Source organism: Pseudomonas sp. P65(2024) (assembly GCF_057480955.1).
This window is the reverse complement of the sequence record NZ_JBLIYX010000021.1, coordinates 1-18,780: the sequence shown is the minus strand read 5'-3', so window position 1 is coordinate 18,780 and position 18,780 is coordinate 1. Positions and strand designations below refer to the sequence as shown.

At 60.1% G+C, this 18,780-nt stretch carries 20 protein-coding genes and 1 pseudogene; 6 read left to right on the top strand and 15 right to left on the bottom strand.

Annotation, left to right across the window (positions count from 1 at the left end):
* Nucleotides 1-131 precede the first annotated feature (131 nt).
* On the bottom strand, nt 132-1,166 hold the full coding sequence (locus tag AC25MA_RS22760) for a GNAT family N-acetyltransferase (protein ID WP_028690769.1): 1,035 nt from the start codon (nt 1,164-1,166) through the stop codon (nt 132-134).
* Between the two features lie 226 nt (nt 1,167-1,392).
* Nucleotides 1,393-1,821 (bottom strand): hypothetical protein, encoded by a 429-nt coding sequence (locus AC25MA_RS22755; protein WP_028690768.1) that lies wholly within the window; start codon nt 1,819-1,821, stop codon nt 1,393-1,395.
* A gap of 339 nt (nt 1,822-2,160) precedes the next feature.
* Here AC25MA_RS22755 and AC25MA_RS22750 point away from each other — a divergent pair, with 339 nt between their 5' ends.
* Nucleotides 2,161-2,718 (top strand): GNAT family N-acetyltransferase, encoded by a 558-nt coding sequence (locus AC25MA_RS22750; protein ID WP_028690767.1) that lies wholly within the window; start codon nt 2,161-2,163, stop codon nt 2,716-2,718.
* Between the two features lie 76 nt (nt 2,719-2,794).
* On the opposite strand, the gene AC25MA_RS22745 is transcribed toward AC25MA_RS22750, so the two are convergent.
* The 5 genes from AC25MA_RS22745 to AC25MA_RS22725 all read right to left on the bottom strand — a co-directional run bounded on the left by AC25MA_RS22745 (nt 2,795) and on the right by AC25MA_RS22725 (nt 7,117).
* On the bottom strand, nt 2,795-3,769 hold the full coding sequence (locus AC25MA_RS22745; RefSeq protein ID WP_197865914.1) for a 5-oxoprolinase subunit C family protein: 975 nt from the start codon (nt 3,767-3,769) through the stop codon (nt 2,795-2,797).
* Entirely contained in the window at nt 3,766-4,638 is an 873-nt protein-coding gene (locus AC25MA_RS22740; RefSeq protein ID WP_207851437.1) for a 5-oxoprolinase subunit B family protein, read from the bottom strand. Before AC25MA_RS22740 ends, AC25MA_RS22745 begins: the two co-directional genes overlap by 4 nt.
* Nucleotides 4,635-6,008, bottom strand: a complete 1,374-nt coding sequence (locus AC25MA_RS22735; protein ID WP_028690764.1) for an acetyl-CoA carboxylase biotin carboxylase subunit — start codon at nt 6,006-6,008, stop codon at nt 4,635-4,637. Before AC25MA_RS22735 ends, AC25MA_RS22740 begins: the two co-directional genes overlap by 4 nt.
* A 10-nt stretch (nt 6,009-6,018) precedes the next feature.
* A complete protein-coding gene (locus AC25MA_RS22730; protein ID WP_023629552.1) occupies nt 6,019-6,264 on the bottom strand; it encodes an acetyl-CoA carboxylase in 246 nt (81 codons plus the stop codon).
* 94 nt (nt 6,265-6,358) lie between these two features.
* Nucleotides 6,359-7,117 carry a 5-oxoprolinase subunit PxpA gene (locus AC25MA_RS22725; protein WP_062360362.1) on the bottom strand — a complete coding sequence of 253 codons (759 nt, stop codon included), beginning with the start codon at nt 7,115-7,117 and terminating at the stop codon, nt 6,359-6,361.
* Between the two features lie 125 nt (nt 7,118-7,242).
* Between AC25MA_RS22725 and AC25MA_RS22720 the strand changes: the two genes are divergently transcribed.
* The 4 genes from AC25MA_RS22720 (at nt 7,243) to AC25MA_RS22705 (ending at nt 12,274) form a co-directional block, all read left to right on the top strand.
* Nucleotides 7,243-8,160 (top strand): LysR family transcriptional regulator, encoded by a 918-nt coding sequence (locus AC25MA_RS22720; protein ID WP_028690762.1) that lies wholly within the window; start codon nt 7,243-7,245, stop codon nt 8,158-8,160.
* Between the two features lie 122 nt (nt 8,161-8,282).
* Complete coding sequence (locus tag AC25MA_RS22715; protein ID WP_062360365.1) at nt 8,283-8,786, top strand: sigma-70 family RNA polymerase sigma factor; 504 nt, start codon at nt 8,283-8,285, stop codon at nt 8,784-8,786.
* Complete coding sequence (locus AC25MA_RS22710) at nt 8,786-9,784, top strand: FecR domain-containing protein (RefSeq protein WP_486972397.1); 999 nt, start codon at nt 8,786-8,788, stop codon at nt 9,782-9,784. Before AC25MA_RS22715 ends, AC25MA_RS22710 begins: the two co-directional genes overlap by 1 nt.
* A gap of 81 nt (nt 9,785-9,865) precedes the next feature.
* Complete coding sequence (locus tag AC25MA_RS22705) at nt 9,866-12,274, top strand: TonB-dependent siderophore receptor (protein ID WP_486972396.1); 2,409 nt, start codon at nt 9,866-9,868, stop codon at nt 12,272-12,274.
* A gap of 261 nt (nt 12,275-12,535) precedes the next feature.
* On the opposite strand, the gene AC25MA_RS22700 is transcribed toward AC25MA_RS22705, so the two are convergent.
* Nucleotides 12,536-13,600: an SDR family oxidoreductase gene (locus AC25MA_RS22700; protein WP_062360369.1), complete on the bottom strand. Its 1,065-nt coding sequence runs from the start codon at nt 13,598-13,600 to the stop codon at nt 12,536-12,538.
* A 74-nt stretch (nt 13,601-13,674) separates the two neighbouring features.
* On the opposite strand from AC25MA_RS22700, the gene AC25MA_RS22695 reads away from it, so the two are divergent.
* The gene (locus tag AC25MA_RS22695) at nt 13,675-14,085 is read left to right on the top strand and encodes a MerR family transcriptional regulator (protein ID WP_486972395.1); all 411 of its coding nucleotides are present in this window, start codon (nt 13,675-13,677) and stop codon (nt 14,083-14,085) included.
* A gap of 141 nt (nt 14,086-14,226) precedes the next feature.
* Here AC25MA_RS22695 and AC25MA_RS22690 read toward each other — a convergent pair whose 3' ends face one another.
* The 7 genes and pseudogenes from AC25MA_RS22690 to AC25MA_RS22660 form a co-directional block, all read right to left on the bottom strand.
* On the bottom strand, nt 14,227-14,736 hold the full coding sequence (locus AC25MA_RS22690; protein ID WP_486972394.1) for a GrpB family protein: 510 nt from the start codon (nt 14,734-14,736) through the stop codon (nt 14,227-14,229).
* Nucleotides 14,737-14,825: 89 nt separating this feature from the next.
* Nucleotides 14,826-15,344, bottom strand: coding sequence for an AAA family ATPase (locus AC25MA_RS22685; protein WP_028690756.1), 519 nt, complete (start codon nt 15,342-15,344; stop codon nt 14,826-14,828).
* Nucleotides 15,345-15,475: 131 nt separating this feature from the next.
* Nucleotides 15,476-15,850 (bottom strand): MerR family transcriptional regulator, encoded by a 375-nt coding sequence (locus AC25MA_RS22680; RefSeq protein ID WP_207851441.1) that lies wholly within the window; start codon nt 15,848-15,850, stop codon nt 15,476-15,478.
* A 72-nt stretch (nt 15,851-15,922) separates the two neighbouring features.
* A complete protein-coding gene (locus AC25MA_RS22675; protein WP_036986114.1) occupies nt 15,923-16,498 on the bottom strand; it encodes an NAD(P)H-dependent oxidoreductase in 576 nt (191 codons plus the stop codon).
* 244 nt (nt 16,499-16,742) lie between these two features.
* A complete protein-coding gene (locus AC25MA_RS22670) occupies nt 16,743-17,453 on the bottom strand; it encodes an AraC family ligand binding domain-containing protein (protein WP_182323944.1) in 711 nt (236 codons plus the stop codon).
* Between the two features lie 104 nt (nt 17,454-17,557).
* Nucleotides 17,558-18,111, bottom strand: a pseudogene (locus AC25MA_RS22665) (serine hydrolase domain-containing protein); the annotation flags it as partial.
* Nucleotides 18,112-18,235: 124 nt separating this feature from the next.
* Nucleotides 18,236-18,637: a GFA family protein gene (locus tag AC25MA_RS22660; protein ID WP_081791567.1), complete on the bottom strand. Its 402-nt coding sequence runs from the start codon at nt 18,635-18,637 to the stop codon at nt 18,236-18,238.
* Nucleotides 18,638-18,780: the final 143 nt, after the last annotated feature.

Below are 18,780 nucleotides of genomic sequence, written 5' to 3'. Positions count from 1 at the left end.
CGGCCGCTTCCGACCCATAGCAGTCCTTGGCGCAGGCCGGTTAACGATACATGGCTGACTTGTAAAGGTGCAGCAAACGGCGAGTAGACTGCCAGCAGCCAATCGATCTGCACGTTACTCTCCAATCAGGTCTAGTCACTGAACTCCCACTTAAGTATTGGGAGATGCCGGAGCTCGCCACATACTGGACGCGGTACATCGCGCACATGCTGTGCACCGAGCAGCTCGTAGAAGCCCCGTGCCGATGGGTCCGATTCCACCGCTAGCGTATTCACGCCCAGTCCACGCGCCACAGCCAGAGCATGCCCCACCAGGCGCCGTCCGTAACCGCTTCCCATCGACTGTGGGTCGACCCAGCAATGCTCCAACTGCCAGCCATCCTCGCCGCTCTCAAGCCCATAAAAGCCCAGTAGTTGGCCACCCGCTGCGACCAGCACTGCGTAGTGGAAGGTCATTTGCTCGGGGCGGAAAGTCAGCGCTGCCTGCCATGCCTTCATCCAAGTCTCGGGGTATCCCCAATGGGCCTTGCTGCGCTGAGCCAAAGCACTGAGTGCCTGCGCATCAGACCCGCGGGATGGGCGAAGGATCGGTGTGTCGTCCTCCAGCAGAGCTCGCCCCGCCGGGTCAGAGGCCAGCAGGCTGTACTGGTGCAGGCTGAGGAAGCGCCCGTTCTTGTATTCCACATCCCGCAGGGTTCCCTCAAACACGAAGCCGACCCGCTCCAGCAAACGAATACTGGCGGGGTTCTCCGGCTCAACATCTGCGTGAATGCGATGTACGCCGAGGGTGCCCAGGGCGAAGCGGAGGATGGTGGGCAGGCAGTCTTGCATCAGCCCTCGGCCCCAGTGTTCCGGCATCAGCCAATAGCCGATATCCAAGCTACGATCGGAGTGTGACCAATCGTTGAAACCACAAGCGCCTATCAGTTCGTCCCGTCCCGGGAAGGTAATGCCCCACCAAATGCCCCGGTGCTCTTCCAGCAGAGCGTCATACCAGCGCATCTGCTCGTCCGTCGCTTCGAGGCTGTCGTAAGACACGCCGTAGTGGGCAACAACCTGCGGGTTAGAAAGCCCGGCAAAAATCGCCTCGGCGTCATTGCGATTAATCCGCCGCAGCGTGCAACTGGGCAGGAAGAACTCGGGAAACTCGATAGCAAGGTCCATCATAAAAAATCCGCAGGGCTGGGTCAGTGCAAAAATGGTCGCAGCAAAGGGCGCGGGAGTAAAAGGACAGTCAGGAAGCTATTAGGCGGAACAGTCCAATAAAGAGTAATTGAGTGATTACTGGCAGGGGGGGTAGCCAGTTGGTGCTATTGGTCACCGGCGGCTATGGGTCGATAGCTGCCACTCGCAAGTGACCACAGTCGACCCAAAGCGGCCCCACTGCCTTTCGTCATACTTGACTATGTGTTCTAGCCTTTCGTGAGGTCATAAGCGTTTGGCACATAGTCGCCACTTCTGGGATGGCCGCAGCCAGCGTGGACAATACTTGATGCATTTCCTGAGCATCTGGAAATGGATATACATCCAGGCTCATGGCAATCCTAAGCTTGCGCGGATCTTGCTGTTCTCTGAGCCACGTCTCGACCTCACGCGTCATTGCCGAACCGTTATCGTTTGTTTGCCAAGCCAACAAATTGAAAAGTTCGGCCACCAGCTCTTCGGGCACTGTTCGGGGTATTTCTGCGAAGAGACGATTGGCTAGGTCAAGCTCGCCAAATACGCTTACCACGTCATGCACCGCGTCAAACGCCTGGGTGTATTCGGCTACGTTGCGCTCGATTTTAATGATGTCGAGCGCTTGTTTTAGCGATGGGTGCATATAGTCATTCCATGGTGTTGCAGGAGTGTTTGACTATGCGGCCATGCAGACCCAAGGCATCGTCAGCGCGTTGAGCAGCGGTGTCGCAACGTCTCACACCTTAGAGGCAAGCGTTCAGGCCGAAAAGAATTATCTTATTACCTTTTTCAAGCGACCGCTTCTGGCCGACTTCTGCCTGTTCCCACCGTCTGCTCTGGGTCGAAAGCAGCCAGACACGGATAACTGCTCTCGTCCCAGAGCTGCCCTTGGCGGAGCACAGATAACAGCCAGCAGCGGTCGACACAAACCAGCCCGGTACAGATAATCAACGTCTCACAGGGATGCCCGGGAACGAATGTCATGGACTGTCTTTCGACGCTTATCACTGACCGGCTGGTTCTCACCCCCCTTCAGTTAGAGGATTCACCCATCATTCAGGAGCTGTTCCCCTGCTGGGAGGTGGTTCGCTATCTGGATCGTCGTGTCCCATGGCCGTATCCAGAAGACGGGGCGCTGATCTATGTCCGAGATATCGCCCTGCCTGCAATGGCAGCAGGTCGTGAATGGCACTGGATGATCCGCATGCGCGACGATGCTAGCTGCACCCTGGGTAGCATCAGTTTGTATGATCAGCCTGGAAACAACAGGGGCTTCTGGCTCGCACCACAGTGGTGGGGAAAGGGCTACATGCGCGAGGCATGCCGGATTATCAATGCCTATTGGTTCGAGACACTGTCGCGTCCGGTCATGCAGGTTCCCAAAGCTGTTGCCAATGACGCATCTCGCAAGGTCTCGACACATGAGGGTATGCGCTTGATAGACGTGCGGGCAGGAGATTTCGTATCTGGACGGATGGAGGTCGAAATATGGGAGATGACTCGTGCTGACTGGTTAGAAAGATCGACTGCCAGTCGCTAGTGCTTTACGTCAGAGGTTGAAGCGCGGGCAGCCGCCCCCGCACCGAAGTGCGGCGTTGGCTTGCCATTTTGGCTTTTCAGGAAGGGAACAGCTTGCTCAGACAGCTGAACTTTTTCTTATAGGAACGTCGGGCTTGCAACGCCTCTTCCAGCGTCACCGCAACGAAGCGGGCCTTCTGGTTGGGTTGCATCTGGCCGACCAGGTCGAGGTCGGCGCTGATCACCGTGCCGATCATCGCGTAGCCGCCACCGGACACCGCATCGCGGTGCAGGATGATGGGCTCGAGCCCTGCCGGCACCTGGATCGAGCCGATCGGGTAGCAGCTGTCGACAATGTTCGAAGGATCGGAGCCGGCGCCGAACGGCTGCTCGCGAGGCTGGAAGCTCAGCGGGCTGCCACCCTTGAAGCGATAGCCGATGCGATCTGCCTCCGAACCGACGGTCCAGGCTTCGGCAAAAAAGCTGTCCGCCGCCGCCAGGGTCAGGCGGTCGTAGTACAGCCCCGGCACCACCCGCAGGGTGATCTCCCCTCCCAGCGACTGACGCAACGCCATGGGCAGACTCGCCCCGGCACGCCCCTTGCCGCTGGCGGTGCCGATCGGCAGTTCATCACCCATCACCAGCCTGCGCCCCTGAAAGCCACCCAGCGCCCCCAGTGCGTAGGTGGAACGACTGCCGAGCACCACCGGCACATCGATACCGCCGGCCACCGCCAGATAAGCCCGCGCGCCAGCCTTGGGGAAGTCGAAACGCAGCACTTGTCCGGCCTTCACTTCGAAGGCGGTGTCCAAGTGCATGTCCACGCCATCGACCTTCGGCGTCATCTGCGCACCACATACCGCTACCAGGGCGTCCTGCTGAAATTCCAGCTCCGGCCCCAGCAAGGTGCATTCCAGCGCCGCCGAATTGGCCGGGTTGCCCACCAACTGGTTGGCCGCGCTCAGGGCGTACTGGTCCAGCGCCCCGGAAGGCGGGATACCCAGGTGGTAGTAGCCTTCGCGGCCGAGGTCCTGCACCGAGGTGGCCAGACCGGGTTTGAGCACCTTGATCATGCCAGCACCTCCTGCAGCGACTTGGGATAACCGATCGGGTCGGCGAGGAACGCATCGAGCGAGAACTCCACTGGACGGATGCGCAGATCAAAACGCCCGGCTTCGACCTCGGCCACGGCGTGGTCATAGGCATCGCGGTCCATTGGCTTGAACTGCACGATGTCGCCGGGGCGGAAGAACACCATGTGTTCCTTCAGGTACGCCAGGTTCTGCTGCGGGTCGTAGATCGGTGCCGGAGTGACGCCAAACATCTGGTAGCCACCGGCGCCACGTACCGAGTAAATGCAACCGAAGCAGCCGCCATGGCCCAGGGTCTGTTTCGGTGTGTCGGTGCGGGGTCGCAGGTACTTGGGCACCTGCAATTGCCGTTCGCGCTCGACCATCTGGAACATGAACGGCAGGCCCGCCACGAAGCCCACCATCGAAACGAACCACGGCGCGCCACTGTGGGCGGCGATGAACGCCTCGACGTCGGCCAAGCCATTGATGCGCGCAGCGTACTCCAGGTCCGTGGCATTCGGGTCCTGGTGGCGGTCGCGAAAGCGCATCAGGGTTTCGTGGGTCCAGGGATCGTTGTAGAGCACCGGGATCTCGATGATCCGGGTGTGCAGGGTGCGCTCGGCCACGGCCTGGGCCTCGGCCCCCTTCACTGCTTCAAGCAGATCTGCCGGCGCGATGCGATCCGGGTCAAAGCGGATCTGGAACGAGGCGTTGGCCAAGCACACGTCGAGCACGCCATCGAGGGCCAGACGCTCCACCGCGCGGGTGACCGCCATGCCCTTGAAGAAGGCCTCAAGGGACATGCTGTCGCTGACTTCGGCAAACAGATGTTCGTCGGCGCCAAAGCTGTAGCGAATCGGACTGCTCATGCTGCACCTCCGCTGCGGCGCTCGGCCAGCCAGGTTTCCAACGTGCCGGTGTGGAAATCGGCGGTGTGCAACCAGGGTTGCTCCAGCAGTTCGCCGTGCAACGACAAGGTGCTGGCCATGCCGGTAAGCGTGGTCTGCTCGACCGCCAGTCGCGCGCGGGCCAGGGCTTCGGCGCGGTCACGGCCATGAACAATCAGCTTGGCCAGCAGCGAGTCATAGTAGGGCGGCACCCGGTAGCCTTCATACAGATGACTGTCGACCCGCACGCCCTCGCCTTGTGGCCAGTTCAGCGCTTGCACAAGCCCTGGGCTTGGGAAGAAATCCCGTGCGGGGTCTTCGGCGTTCAGGCGCATCTGCAGGGCCGCGCCGTTGATTGCGATATCGCTCTGCTTGAGTCCCAGTGGCTCGCCACCGGCAATGCGCAGCATGGCCTGGACCAGATCGATACCGGTGATCAGCTCGCTGACCGGGTGTTCTACCTGGATCCGTGTGTTCATCTCGATGAAGAAAAACTCGCCGGTGGCGTCATCGTACAGATACTCAAGGGTGCCGGCGCCCTTGTATCCCAGCGCCTCGGTCAGGCGCACGGCGCTCGCGCACAGAGACTCGCGCTGCTGGGCATCGAGGATCGGTGACGGCGCTTCTTCGAAGATCTTCTGGCGGCGGCGTTGCAGCGAACATTCGCGCTCGAACAGGTGCACCGCCTGCTTGCCGTCGCCCAGCACCTGCACTTCGATATGCCGGGCCTTGCCGATGAAGCGCTCCAGATACACCGCGCCATTGCCAAAGGCGGCCTGGGCTTCGCGCTGGGAACGGGGGAATTCTTCGCGCAACTGTTGCGGGTTTTCCGCCAGACGAATGCCGCGTCCACCGCCTCCGGCCGAGGCCTTGATCAGCAGCGGGAAACCGACGGATCTGGCGGCCTCGAGCGCCGACTCCACATCGAACAGTTCATCGGCAGAACCGGGCACCACCGGCACGCCCGCCGCTTGCGCGGTGCGCCGGGCTTCGGCCTTGTCACCCATGCGGCGGATGGTCTCGGGGCTTGGGCCGACGAAAATCGCGCCAGCGGCGAGTACCGCTTCGGCGAATTCGGCGTTTTCCGAAAGAAAGCCATAACCGGGGTGCACCGCAGTGGCCCCGGTGGCCTTCAGGGCACCGAGCAAGGCCTCGACATTGAGGTAGCTCTTGTCAGCGCGGGCCGGGCCAAGGATGTGTACTTCGTCGGCCATGCGCGCGGCCTGGGAATCGACGTCTGCTTCGCTGCACGCTGCCACGGTTGGAATCCCGAGCGCTTTCGCGGCACGGATGATCCGCACGGCGATCTCGCCACGGTTGGCGATCAGCAGTTTACCAATGCCTTGAGTCATGGTTGTGCCCTCACGCATCTTCGAGTGTCGCGATGACCTGACCCGGCTCCACCGGATCACCGTCTTCGACCAGAAATGCGTCCAGACGCCCTGCCGTACCCGCGGTCAGTTCGGAAAACTGCTTCATGACCTCGATCAGGCCAATCACCGTGTCGGCACTGACGTTGGCACCGGCCTCGACGTAGTTCGGCGATTCCGGGGTGGCTTTGCGGTAGAAAGTTCCCGGCAATGGGGTGATGACGGTGTGCTGCGCCATGTCTGTTCCTCTTGGAATAGTTGTAGAAAGGCAGGCAAAAAATCTGTGTATCGAGCAAACCCTGGCGTCTGTGCGCCAGGTGTCTTCGGTGGCGTTATCGCGGTGCGCGCACCTCGATCCCCGCGCCATCGAGCGCTTTGCGGGTGGCCTCGACCAGAGCCAGGGCTCCGGGTGTATCGCTGTGCAAGCAGATGGAGTCGAACTCGATCGCCAGGTCTTCACCTTCCACCGTGCGCACCACGCCCTCCTGACAGGCACGCAGGACCCGCGCAGCGACCTGCGCGGGGTCGTAGGCACGCACATTGCGGGTGAAGACGATGGAGCCGCTGATGTCGTATTCGCGGTCGGCATAGAACTCGCGGATCACGGGCTGGCCGAGCTCAGTGGCGATACGCCAGATCGTCGAGTCGGGCATGCAATACAGCAGCAGTTCAGGCTCCAGGCGCTGCAGGTTTTCCACCAGCAAGCGCGCCGCTTCTTCGTCCCGGGCCAGGTGCATGTACAGCGCACCGTGCGGTTTGATGTGCTGCAGGGCCACGCCTTGCGCTCGGGCGAGCTCACGCAGGGCCCCCAGCTGGTACAGCATGTCGTCCACCAGCTCCTGGGCCGATGCATGGATGTGGCGGCGGCCGAACCCGACCAGGTCGCGAAAGCCCGGATGGGCACCGACGGCCACGCACAGGCGCTTGGCCTGCTCGACCGTGCGGCGCATGGTGCCGGGGTCGCCGGCATGGAAACCGGTGGCGATGTTGGCCGAGCTGATGAAGCCCATCAGTTCGTTGTCGACCCCGTCGCCGATCGTCCACGGACCGAAGCCTTCGCCCATGTCCGAATTGAAATCTACTGCCTGCATGACACGTGCTCCTGACGCTTGTGACTTCATGCAGAGCACGTTAAGTTCCAGCCACCCCCTTGGGAAGATCTATTATCTGAGGGGGCATCTTCTGAAAATCAGATACCTCATCAAGCGGAGTGTTCATGTCACTGACCCTGCGCCAGGTTCGCTACTTCGTCGCCACGGCCGAGATCGGGCAAATCTCCCAAGCTGCGATTCATCTGAATATTTCCCAGTCGGCGGTGACCACTGCAATCAAGGAACTGGAGGGCATGCTCGGCACGCTACTGTTCCAGCGCTCGGCCCAGGGCATGAGCCTGACCGATGCCGGACGGCACTTTCTCAATCGGGCCTACGTGATCTTGCGCAGCGTCGAGGACGCCCTCAACAGCCCACTGCCGGACGTTCGCGCCACCGGCCTGTTGCGGGTAGCGGCCAGTTACACGGTGATCGGTTACTTCCTGCCCCATCACCTGCAACGCCTGGAACACTGGCACCCGGACGTGGCCATCGAAGTGCACGAACGGGAGCGCCAGGCCATCGAGCAAGGCCTGCTCGAAGGCGAATTCGACATGGCGGTGGTGCTGACCTCGAACCTGACCCACCCGGACATCGTCTCGAAAACCCTGTTCAATTCCGAGCGCCGGCTGTGGCTGCCCAGCCATCACCCGCTGTGCGAGCGCTCGGCCGTGAGCCTTGCCGACGTCACACAGGAGCCGTTCATCCTGCTTACCGTCGACGAAGCCGAACAAAGCGCCATGCGCTACTGGGAACATGCCCAGCAGCAGCCCAACGTGCGAATCCGCACCAGCTCTGTGGAGGCAGTGCGCAGCATGGTGGCCAACGGCAGCGGCGTGGCGATCCTCTCCGACCTGGTACATCGCCCCTGGTCGCTGGAAGGTAAACGCATCGAAACGGTGACCATCACCGACAAGGTCACCCCCATGAGCGTCGGCCTGGCCTGGCATCGCGAGCGGGAATTCAGCCCGGCGATGCACGCGTTCCACCATTACTTCCACGATGCATTCCTGGCGCCGCAACAACTTTCCGCACGGCGTTGAAAGCAAGCAAATGCCCCTCATCCATCAGGCCAATCATGCCCCGCGCCCTCCTGCATTCTTGTCGCTACCCAATTAATCCCATATGATACTAAGTCTCATTTGCACCAATTTCGTGACAGCTCATGGCATCTATCGATACCGCTCAGCTCACTGCTCTTTACCAACAGCAACACCGCTGGTTGCGTAGTTGGCTGTATCGGCAATTGAGCTGCTCACACCGCGCCGCTGATTTGATGCAGGACACCTTCATGCGCCTGTTGGCCAGCAACGAGGCGCTTGAGATCCGCCAGCCTCGGCCTTTCCTGGCCAAGGTGGCACGCAGTGTCCTGTCCAACCACTACCGCCGCGCACGCCTGGAAAAAGCCTATCTGGATGCGCTCCAGACCGAAGACAAAAGCGTGCTGCCGGACCTGGCGACCCAACTGATTATTTTCGAGACGCTGGTTCGACTCGACGAAGCGCTGTGCGAACTGGATGTCGCCGTCAAAAAGGCTTTTCTCTGGTCACAACTCGATGGGCTCAGCCACGCAGATATTGCCGAGCGACTGGGTATTTCAATCGCTACCGTCAAGCGCCATATCATCAAGGCGGGTGCGCGATGCATGCTGGTGACGGAAGCACTGTAATGACTATCACCGCAAACGCCTTTGGCCGAGAATCCTCGCTATCGCCAAAAATGTGTGAGGAGGCGATGGAGTGGTGGCTCGATATGCAGGAGGCCAATTTCGATTCACCCGCACAGGCCGCATTCATGGCGTGGCGTAGTGAACACCCCTTGCATGAACTGGCCTGGGAAAAAGCCTTGGAGTTGGGGGCGCAGCTCGATTCATTGCGCACCCAAGGCGATCCAGACCTCGCCCGACAGGCCCTGTTGCTTCCCTCCCAGGAAGGGCTGAGCAGGCGTCGGGCAATAAAGGGCCTGGCCTTGCTGTTGGCTGCAGGTACCGGTGCCTGGCTGAGTCGAGACAGCGAGTTGATGTCGCGCATGAGTGCCGACTACACCACGGGCGTGGGCGAGCGCCGACGTGTTGCGCTGGCCTCGGATCTGTCGCTTGAACTCAATACCCGTAGCGCAATAAATGCTCGCACGGCTGACCAGCGCTGGCACCTTCGATTACTCAGCGGCGAGGTCCTGATCAACACCGCCTTGAACCCGGCGCTGTTTATCGAAACCGCACAGGTTCGGGCGCAGGCGTCCTCGGCGCGTTTCACAATGCGGCAGTTTGACAATGGCTCAACCCAGCTGGCGATCTATCATGGCTCGCTTGAAATAAGCCCGACCCAAGTCAACCTCTGGACCACTCTGCAAGCCGGGCAGCTGGCGCGTTTCGGGCCGTTCGGGATACTCGATCAGGGGGCAATGCAAGCATCCTCTCCCGCCTGGGCCGAAGGCATGATCGTCGCCAACGGCCAACCGCTCAAGGCGTTTCTCGACGAACTTGGCCGGTATCGCCATGGGCATCTTGGGTGCGACGCCGCCCTGGCCAACCTGCGCGTATGGGGCACCTACCCGCTGGCAGACAGCGATCGAATCATCGATGCCGTCGCCCACACACTGAAACTGGATGTACAGCGTTTCACTCGCCTGTGGGTCAACTTGCGTCCCCTGCCCGCTAACGTTTGAAATTTTTTCGTCCTCGATGAGCCGTTTTGATTTCTGGCGAGACTCATAGGCCATACATCAAAAATCATCGGGAAACTTCACATGCACCACCGCAGTTTTTCCTCGTACTCCGTTACCTCGCTCGCCACTACCCTGGGTTGCACCGCAGCGGTTCTGCTCGCCACCTCATCGCCAGCCTGGGCAGCCACCGATAGCCGCGTGCAGCACTACGAGATTGCCCCGGCGCCACTGGGCGCTGCGCTCAATCAGCTGGGCCAGCAAGCCCATTTGTTGTTGTCGTTCCCCAATGAGTTGATTGCCGGGCAAAACAGCCCTGGCTTGAGTGGCGATTACACGGTCGACGGTGCCTTACAGGCGCTACTTGAGGGCAGCCAACTCCTTGCGGTTCGCCAGCCGGATGGGCGATACACCCTCCAGCGTGCACCGGCCTCTGCCGTCCTGGAGCTTCAGAGCATTTCCATTTCGGGCAAGGCTCCCGGGTCGACTACAGAAGGCACTGGGCTCTATACCACCTATTCATCCAGCAGCTCGACCCGCTTGAACCTGACCCCCAAGGAAACCCCGCAGTCGCTGACCGTCATGACCCGCCAGCGCCTGGATGACCAGCGCCTGACCAATCTCAGCGATACCCTCGATGCCACACCGGGCATCATCGTGCTGCGCGACGGACAGGGTGCCGAATCCGACGGTTACTTCTCCCGGGGCTTCGAGATCCAGAACTTTGAAATCGATGGCGTGCCCACCGTCAAGCGCATGGACAATTACACCCAGAGCATGGCGATGTACGACCGTGTGGAGGTGGTACGCGGTGCTACCGGCCTGATCAGCGGCCTGGGCAGCCCTTCAGCGACGATCAACCTGATCCGCAAGCGTCCGACCGCCGAGGCTCAGGCCAGCGTCAGCGCTGAAGCCGGCAGCTGGGACCGCTACGGTACCGGCTTTGATGTGTCTGGCCCGCTGACCGAAACCGACAACGTACGCGGTCGCCTGGTCGCCGACTTCAAGACCGAGCAGTCCTGGATCGACCGCTACAAGCAGGACTCGCAACTGATCTACGGCATTACCGAGTTCGACCTGACCGAGGACACCCTGTTGACCATGGGCTTCAGTTATCAACGCACAGACGTCGACTCGCCCATGCGCTCCGGACTGCCGACCCGTTTCACCGACGGCTCTCGCAGCAACCTCAAACGCTCGCTCAATTCGGCACAGACCTGGTCCTACAACGACCATGAACAAACCAGCTTTTTCACCTCGATCGAACAGCAGTTTGCCAATGGCTGGAGCGGGAAGATCGAACTGACCCACTCCGAAAACAAGTTTGACGAAGTCTTCAACTACGTCAACGGCAGCCTCAACCCGGACGGAAGTGGCACCACGCAGTTGCCAGTGCGCTTCTCCGGTGTTCCCCGCCAGAACAACATCGATGCCTACCTGACCGGCCCATTCGATCTGTTGGGTCGCGAGCACGAGCTGATCGCCGGCGTGACCTTGTCCAACTATTACGAGAATGTGCCAAGCTACGGCGGCTGGAAATACGACTATTCCGGCTCCCCGGCCGGCGCAATCGACAACCTGCTGAACTGGAACGGCGCCTCGGTGAAACCGCAATTCGACGTCACGGGCAAGTCCACTGTCGACGAAACCCAATACGCCGCCTACCTCGCCACGCGCCTGCACGCCACCGACGATCTCAGTATCTTGCTGGGTAGCCGCGTGATCGACTGGCATCGCGAGATCGAGGATAAACCCTACAACGCTGAACACACCAAGACCAAGGAATCGGAAACCGGCGTCTACATTCCCTATGCTGGCGTGGTGTATGACGTCAACGATACGTGGTCGCTGTATGCCAGCTATACGAAAATCTTCAACCCTCAGTCGTCCTGGGTTCGCGACATCAACAACAAGCCACTGGATCCGATGGAAGGCACCGGCTATGAAGTCGGTGTCAAGGGCAGCCACTTCGACGGCAAGCTGAACTCCAGCATCGCGCTGTTCAAGATCGAGCAGGACAACCTGGCGATCTGGATCGATACCCCAGGCGGCAATACCTACAAGTCGGAACAGGGCACCACCACCAAGGGCGCTGAATTCACCCTGGACGGAGAGCTGGCCGAAGGCTGGCAGGCCTCCGCCGGTTATGCCTATGCGGTGAGCACCGACGCTGACGACCAGCGTATCGTTACCACCCTGCCCCGCCACAGTCTGAAGACCTTCACCAGCTATCGCCTGCCGGGCATTCTGGACAAGGTCACCCTCGGCGGTGGTGTGAACTGGCAGAGCAAGACCGGTGCCGACCTGCACACCTTCACCCAGGGCAGCTACGCCGTCACCAACCTCCTGGCTCGCTACGACTTCAACCAGCACCTGAGTGCGTCAGTCAACCTGAACAACGTGTTCGACCGCGAATACCTCAGCTATGCCGGCGACCACGGTATGTACGGTGCTCCAAGGAACATCATGACGGGTATCAAGTACACCTTCTGACGTTCGCACGCGCCGTGCTGAAGCAGGGCCATCGGTTTCAATCCAGCGCAGCCCTTGAACCACACCATGACGAAGCAGTAGCGTCAGCATCACCTGGAGAAAATACGCCTGGGTCGATAGCGGTCAGATGCAACCGACAGTTTTCGCCCCATGGCTGCCTTTGGTGAAGAGCAGCCATAGGCCGTAATCGGCAGCATGGCGAGCGTCATGGCATGGGCGTGGGCGTGGGCGTGGCCCAGCCTATTGCCTGAGGGGGGTGTTTCAATGGGTCAAGTAACCATTGACGTAGCGCACTGTCTTTTCCAAAGCTCGCGCCATGTCCGGATGTGTCAACTGATACTTCAGTTCCAGTTGCCGGCTATGACGCATGTCAAAGCGTTGCGTCTGAATAAAGTTCAATGACTCGGCGCTGATCGCGAATCGGGACGCCAGTCCGGGAATTGCCAAAAGCCATCTCAGCAACCCTATCGCTACATGGCGACGGGGTGCCTTTATATTCAGCGTTTTGGCTATCTGCCCCAGCATCTCCTGCAAGTTCGGTGTGTGTTCATAGAGCGCCAGGACCTGCTGGTTGGCCATCGAGGGGTCGAACGCCGCGCAAGTTATCATGGTCACCAGGTAATCGACGCTGACTAAGGGCAACCAGTGCCTGGTGGAGCCGGGGACAGCCTTGAACCGGCCTTGTGCCAGATTTCGAATGAGTTCGGCCAAAGGTTGTCCTTCGACAATGTGTCCACTCTCGCTGTGGCCACACACCGTAGCCGGGTGAACGATTGTGTAATCCGCGCCCACCTCCTGCATGTAACGGATGACCGCAAAATGGGCCTCGAGCTTGCTGCCTTCGTAGCCACCTGCACGGGCGTAGACGGAGGGCCAGTTCGTGTTTTCAGGGCGCTCATTGTCTACCCCGATACTGGCCAGGTGGCAAAGGTTTTGCAGCATGAAGCCACCCACCATCAGCAAGCGGATGCGCTGGCTCGCCGCAAGCCTGGCGACTCGCAGCGCCCCTTGCACATTGACTTCGCGGGCGCGCTCCATTGTCAGCCCCCAGGAAAATTGCGCCGCGAGGTGGAAGGCCACAGAGGCCGACGACACGCGCTGCTTGTCTGCCTCGCTGAGCCCAAGCCCCTCTCTGCTGATATCGCCCTCAACGGCATGGATACAGGCAGGGTTACCACCCAGTCGGCTTACCTGCTCCCTGAGGCGCTCGAGGTTTGCAGGGGTGCGCATAAGCACCCAGACCTTGTGCCCTGTCGCAGTAAGACGAGCCAGTAAATGCTGACCGATAAACCCACTGCCGCCTGTGACGAAACATTCCGCGCTCATGCCTGAATCCTTGTTTGGATGATGGGGGGCAGGCTAAGGTGTAGAGTCTGCTCTACAGTCAAGGAATTTTTACTGTGAACATTGGAGAGTTGGAGCGCCGTAGTGGAGTTGGCCGCCATGCATTGCGCTATTACGAACAACTCGGGCTTATCGTGGCCCATCGACAAGCCAACAACTATCGCAGCTACAGCGATCAGGCCGTTGTTGACCTGGCCTTCATTCAGAGTGCCCAGAGCGTGGGCTTTTCGCTCGCCGAGATTGGCGACATTCTTGCTGCCAAGCGGGGTAATACGATCAATTGCGCGCAAGGCGCGGCCTTGGTGGCCAGCAAGATGGCCGAAATTCAGACGAAGATCACCACCTTGCAAGCCACGTATGTTTTTCTGGAAGCAGAGCGTGTGAAGCTTGAAACCAGTGCCATTGCCCTCGGGCAAACTATTCCTCACCTTCCTGTACAGGGGCATGGCGCAACGCATCCTGAGTAAAACCCTGCCGAGGGTAAGCACTGAAATGAGCCTTCACGTGCTCACCTACAACCTCAAGCGAATGATGAGCATCTTCGGCATCTCAGGGCTGCTTGAGGCGATCAGGGCGTAAACCCCGCTTGAGTCAACGAATCGCCCTCATCACCGTCTGATGCCCACCTCAAGCAACGCCGTGATGATAAACGGCCCCTTCTTCTCCAGATACTCAGCCATCCCCCCGGTATTGGTGGCCTCCAGCTCGATCTTGAGGTCTTGATATCGCTGGCGCAGGGAGGCATCGTTCCGGAGCAGATCCCTGAAGGTCAGCATCTGGATGATTGAAGGGTGACCACATCTGCAGATGTGGACCTTGTGGGTGCGCACCTCGCCAATATTGCGGCGATAGAAGTGGTGCCCTTCGGACAGGTCACTGCCGCGTACATACCCCAAGCTAAGCAACACCTCGTCTCGGGCTGCTGCATTGCAATGCTCTGAAACCTCGATCAGCACATCGATCTCGGGCTTGGCGGCGAGTTGCGGGACAGCCGTGCTGCCCACATGGTGCATGGCGATAAGCTCATCACCGAATGCCGAGACGAGCAGCATTTTGTCCGCCTCGTACCGTTGTGGCCATTCAGGGTTGTAGGTCGTGATCTTGCTGGTCAGCGCCATGGGCCATCCTTGCGCAGGTTAAAACGTTCTGACACGCCTTCACGGCAGGCGCCTGCCGCCACGAGATCTAATAACCTTGCGCAGCCTGATCAGCCTGTGCCCAGACTCGCGAGAAATACCTCGGTATCCCGGTTGGACCGCAGGCAGACCACGCGAAATCCCGACGGGACTGTCGCCACGAATCGCTTGATTGCCTCCCGGGACGAGGTTTTCGTCCGCCACATGAAGCCGAGAAACTCCGGCAAGTTGGCCAGCAGTTCCGGGCAGTCGTCCGGCAGGTCGGGCCGGGATCGGCCGCGGTTCAGCATCGTTCTGAGGAACACGCGCCAGAATCGAAGCGGCGCCGAGCGATCGATCCATATCAGCATGTCAGCGCGGGCCAGCCGATTGTTCCATGTGGTCGAGTGCCCACCTTCGAAAATCCAGCGCTCACGGGCCTCGACCTCATGGCAAAGACGCGTCTTCTCGTCCCGGCTGCGTTCGACCCACCCTGGCTGCCAGTGAATCGTGTCGATATGCACGACCGGCAAGCCCGTGCGCTCACCGAGCTTGCGCGCCAAGGTACTTTTCCCAGAACCTGGCTGGCCAATGATCATCACCCGTTGCATTGAAGCGCCCTGCCGGCTGGATTATGGGCGCGCGATTTTACGGCAATGGCCGACATGGTCAACTGCAAGCACACTCTCGAAGCCGTTTGGACGCAGGTCCCGTATTCTGTTCCCTGCCGCTCTCACGGAGCTTATGGCAGACGTTTAAGCCCGCACTGATACCTGGCACCTGCAAGGCTTGCTTCAAACGCTTCGAGCCCTGCGTATATCTTCTGCAGCCCAGTGATTTGCCCCAGCACTTCGCGTTTCTTGTCGGCAATGGCCTTGCCCGCCAAGTCCCACGGCAAATCAGCACCCTGATGCCTCAGCAGAATGGCCTGCAGTTCTTTCAGTTTGAAACCCAACTGCTGCGCGCATTTGATGAACGTCAGCAACTCGACACTCTGCTGATTGTAAACGCGGTACTGCCCTTGGCGCTTGGGCGGTGGCAGCAGGCCAATCGCTTCGTAGTGGCGGATGGTCTTGACCGTGGTGCCCGACAGTTGGGCGGCTTTGCCGATATACATGAATGTCCTTTTCATCAGGGAGCGGGGCATCATTGCATGGCGCCAGCGGTTCGGGAACCACGTAGCCGCAGGTCAGCTGGCGATGCCTCGTGCCTGTTCGAGCCAGGCTCCACGCCGCAGCGCGCTGGAGCCGAGCAGTGGCCCGAACATCAGGGTACGCAGCGTTCTGATACCGCAGAACTGCAACGTGGTCTTGCGCACTTGGTGAAGGCCAGGCATGCGATACACCCAGCGGTAGTACCACGGCGGTGTATCCATCGTCACCAGCAGATGCGCTGTACGACCCTTGAGCAGTTGCTCGGGGAAAGCCTTGCCTGCCCTATACTGAAACGCGAAACCGGGCAGGAACACGCGGTCGAAAAAGCCTTTCATCAGTGCAGGGATACCGCCCCACCAAATGGGGTAGATAAAGACTAGGTGCTCGGCCCAGGTGATGTCGGCCTGGGCCCTGAGCAGATCGGGTTCCAGTGGCTGCGCTTGCCGGTAGCCGCTGCGGAGTACCGGGTCAAAGCTCAAGGCATCAAGCCGTAACACCCTGACATCATGGCCGGCACTTCTGGCCGCCTCGACATAGCTCTCGGTCAGCGCTGCGCAGAAACTCTCGCTTGACGGGTGCCCCAGCACCACCAGTACTCGTTTGCTCATCATCACTTCATCCTGAACATGAAGCGTGCAGGGTAAAGCCTGACCATAACGGGAGAGTCAACTGCTCAGGCTGCTCTGGGGCCGTTTCAGTGCGCGGCATCCAGCGGCCAAAGCTAGAAATCCTGCCGTTGGTGAATGGCAGCTATGGCTCGAAAACGACCGCTCGTGAGCTCCCGCTTCCGACTCAAGGCGCACATCGATCCAAGGCCATATAGTGAGTACCGGCCTCATCGCCTGCATCGTCAACTCAGATCCAGACGTCATTCACCGCAGTTCGCTCCCCTCCTTCATGACCGGTATTCAGAACGCCTCGCGGCTCGATCATCATCAGTTTCGTTTCCGCCTGGGCCGCTGTTCTGTGCGCTCCACCACGCGGCACGACATACAGCTCACCCGGCCGCACATACACGCTGCCCTCTGGCAGATCGATACGCAAGGTGCCTGCAAGCACCAGGAACGCTTCATCCGTCTCCGGGTGCGAGTGCCAGATGAATTCCCCTTCAATGCGCACGACCTTGAATTGGTAGTCGTTCATTTCCGCGACCACCCTTGGGCTCCACTGCTGCTCGATCAGTAAGGCCTCGCTGGCGCGATAGAGGCGCGGGTCGCTGGACAGCCCGCCGGCAATGAACGGCAACGGTTCGCCGCCGAGCACGCTCTGGATCAGCGAAGGATCGATGTAGGCCATCCGGTAGCGAAAGCCGATATCCGTGCCGGCCATGCCGTCATGGAGTTCGTCCGGGTGCAGCACCAGGGTGTTGCCCGGCACGCCGTGGCACAGCGCCCCTTTGTAGTGAAAGCTCTGCACGCCGGCAAGGGTACGGCCTATCGAGTAGGTATCGTGCCGATGGGGGTCGTAGCCATGGCCGCCAAACCACGCCTCAATACGCTCCACGCTGCCAGGCGTGGCACTGCGTATGACCCAATCAGCGCAGGACGGGCTTGCTTTTCGTTCCATGGATAAGCTTGCTGCTAGTGCGCAATGGTGGATGAGGATGGCCCATCCTATTTGAGATTTACGCGGACACCCAATCCATTTCCGCTGAATGTCCGCTGTGGGTCGATAGCATACCCAGGCGCAACCAACGGTCGGCCAGTCATTGGCCCACCCAACGCCTTTGTTGCCTGCATTTCCTGGAGCAGGTCGGCCGGAAGCAGTGTCCCAGCGAGCAGACGCTCCAGGAAAAGGGCAGCCTGCGAAACAGGGCCGATCAGCAATCCGTGGTAGACCCAGCCTGGGTCGTAGTTCAACGAATGGCCCAGATAATCCCCATTCAGATCTGCGCGTTGGGTTGCCAAGCGAACCGCGAGATACCGAGTGGAGTCAGGACTTGCTGCCTGATCGCCTCTTCAAGCGGCAGGCCTGTTGCACGTTCGATAAGCCTGCCGACCAGCAGGTAGCCCACATCCGAATAGCGCCACCCCGCTCCAGGGTCATAGCGAAGCCGAGCGCCATCCAGTCGCTGCATCACCTCGTCCACGGACCACGCGGGCTCATGATTGGCAACCGCCGCGTGGTACTCGGGACGCTCGCCATAATCCGCGAGGCCCGCTTCGTGACGCAGTAGCTGACGCAAGGTGTACGTGGTTTCAGGAAGCGCAGCATCCAGGGCGAGTCGTCGGCGTAATGAATCGACCGTTGGATAACGTGGAAATCAGCATCGAATACTCAAGCAGTCATGACAGGCCAGTAAGCAAGCGCAGAGGCAAGAACATACCCCATTCCGGCGATGCCAGCCGTCAGTCGGCCTCGGGACAATTACTGGATGGCGTATACCAGGGCACCGCAGAATCGATGTAAACGTGCTTTTGCTTGCGTGGCTGGAACGGTGTATCAAGTGTACCCAGCGCGATCGAGATCCAGCCGGCGAACTCACCTTCGGTTCGTGACCAGAACAACGTCGAGCCACACGCCCCGCAGAACTCGCGTAACACTGTCTGCGAAGAGGCGTAGGCCTTGATGCTGTCGGCCCCGCGAAGTAGGCGAAGTGCGCTGCGCGGCACGCTGCCATATGACGCGAATGCAGCCCCGTGCCCTTTGCGGCACTGGCTGCAGTGACAATGACTCACGGCCTTGGGTGGCGTGAGCAGCTCGTAGCTGACCGCTGCGCACAGGCAGCTTCCTTGGTATGCCTCTGTCATATGCCCTTCTGTGCAGGTGAAAAACTTTGAGAGGGATGGCCAAACGGGAAGTGTCAGATTTTTTGTGTGCGGGCCGGTAACGGCCTGCCGTCAGGCAGGCCCTGACTTTCACCAGGTCGGCCTGATGAACCGATCTCCGTACA

Bases quoted from the DNA above. Each gene is read 5' to 3' on its own strand.
- AC25MA_RS22715 (WP_062360365.1), top strand. From the start codon at position 8,283: ATGGCATCTATCGATACCGCTCAGCTCACTGCTCTTTACCAACAGCAA.
- AC25MA_RS22755 (WP_028690768.1), bottom strand. From the start codon at position 1,821: ATGCACCCATCGCTAAAACAAGCGCTCGACATCATTAAAATCGAGCGC.
- AC25MA_RS22700 (WP_062360369.1), bottom strand. From the start codon at position 13,600: ATGAGCGCGGAATGTTTCGTCACAGGCGGCAGTGGGTTTATCGGTCAG.
- AC25MA_RS22730 (WP_023629552.1), bottom strand. From the start codon at position 6,264: ATGGCGCAGCACACCGTCATCACCCCATTGCCGGGAACTTTCTACCGC.
- AC25MA_RS22720 (WP_028690762.1), top strand. From the start codon at position 7,243: ATGTCACTGACCCTGCGCCAGGTTCGCTACTTCGTCGCCACGGCCGAG.
- AC25MA_RS22740 (WP_207851437.1), bottom strand. From the start codon at position 4,638: ATGAGCAGTCCGATTCGCTACAGCTTTGGCGCCGACGAACATCTGTTT.
- AC25MA_RS22750 (WP_028690767.1), top strand. From the start codon at position 2,161: ATGGACTGTCTTTCGACGCTTATCACTGACCGGCTGGTTCTCACCCCC.
- AC25MA_RS22760 (WP_028690769.1), bottom strand. From the start codon at position 1,166: ATGATGGACCTTGCTATCGAGTTTCCCGAGTTCTTCCTGCCCAGTTGC.
- AC25MA_RS22680 (WP_207851441.1), bottom strand. From the start codon at position 15,850: ATGTATATCGGCAAAGCCGCCCAACTGTCGGGCACCACGGTCAAGACC.
- AC25MA_RS22705 (WP_486972396.1), top strand. From the start codon at position 9,866: ATGCACCACCGCAGTTTTTCCTCGTACTCCGTTACCTCGCTCGCCACT.
- AC25MA_RS22670 (WP_182323944.1), bottom strand. From the start codon at position 17,453: ATGGAACGAAAAGCAAGCCCGTCCTGCGCTGATTGGGTCATACGCAGT.
- AC25MA_RS22735 (WP_028690764.1), bottom strand. From the start codon at position 6,008: ATGACTCAAGGCATTGGTAAACTGCTGATCGCCAACCGTGGCGAGATC.
- AC25MA_RS22675 (WP_036986114.1), bottom strand. From the start codon at position 16,498: ATGATGAGCAAACGAGTACTGGTGGTGCTGGGGCACCCGTCAAGCGAG.
- AC25MA_RS22725 (WP_062360362.1), bottom strand. From the start codon at position 7,117: ATGCAGGCAGTAGATTTCAATTCGGACATGGGCGAAGGCTTCGGTCCG.
- AC25MA_RS22690 (WP_486972394.1), bottom strand. From the start codon at position 14,736: ATGGCGCTGACCAGCAAGATCACGACCTACAACCCTGAATGGCCACAA.
- AC25MA_RS22660 (WP_081791567.1), bottom strand. From the start codon at position 18,637: ATGACAGAGGCATACCAAGGAAGCTGCCTGTGCGCAGCGGTCAGCTAC.
- AC25MA_RS22685 (WP_028690756.1), bottom strand. From the start codon at position 15,344: ATGCAACGGGTGATGATCATTGGCCAGCCAGGTTCTGGGAAAAGTACC.
- AC25MA_RS22745 (WP_197865914.1), bottom strand. From the start codon at position 3,769: ATGATCAAGGTGCTCAAACCCGGTCTGGCCACCTCGGTGCAGGACCTC.
- AC25MA_RS22710 (WP_486972397.1), top strand. From the start codon at position 8,786: ATGACTATCACCGCAAACGCCTTTGGCCGAGAATCCTCGCTATCGCCA.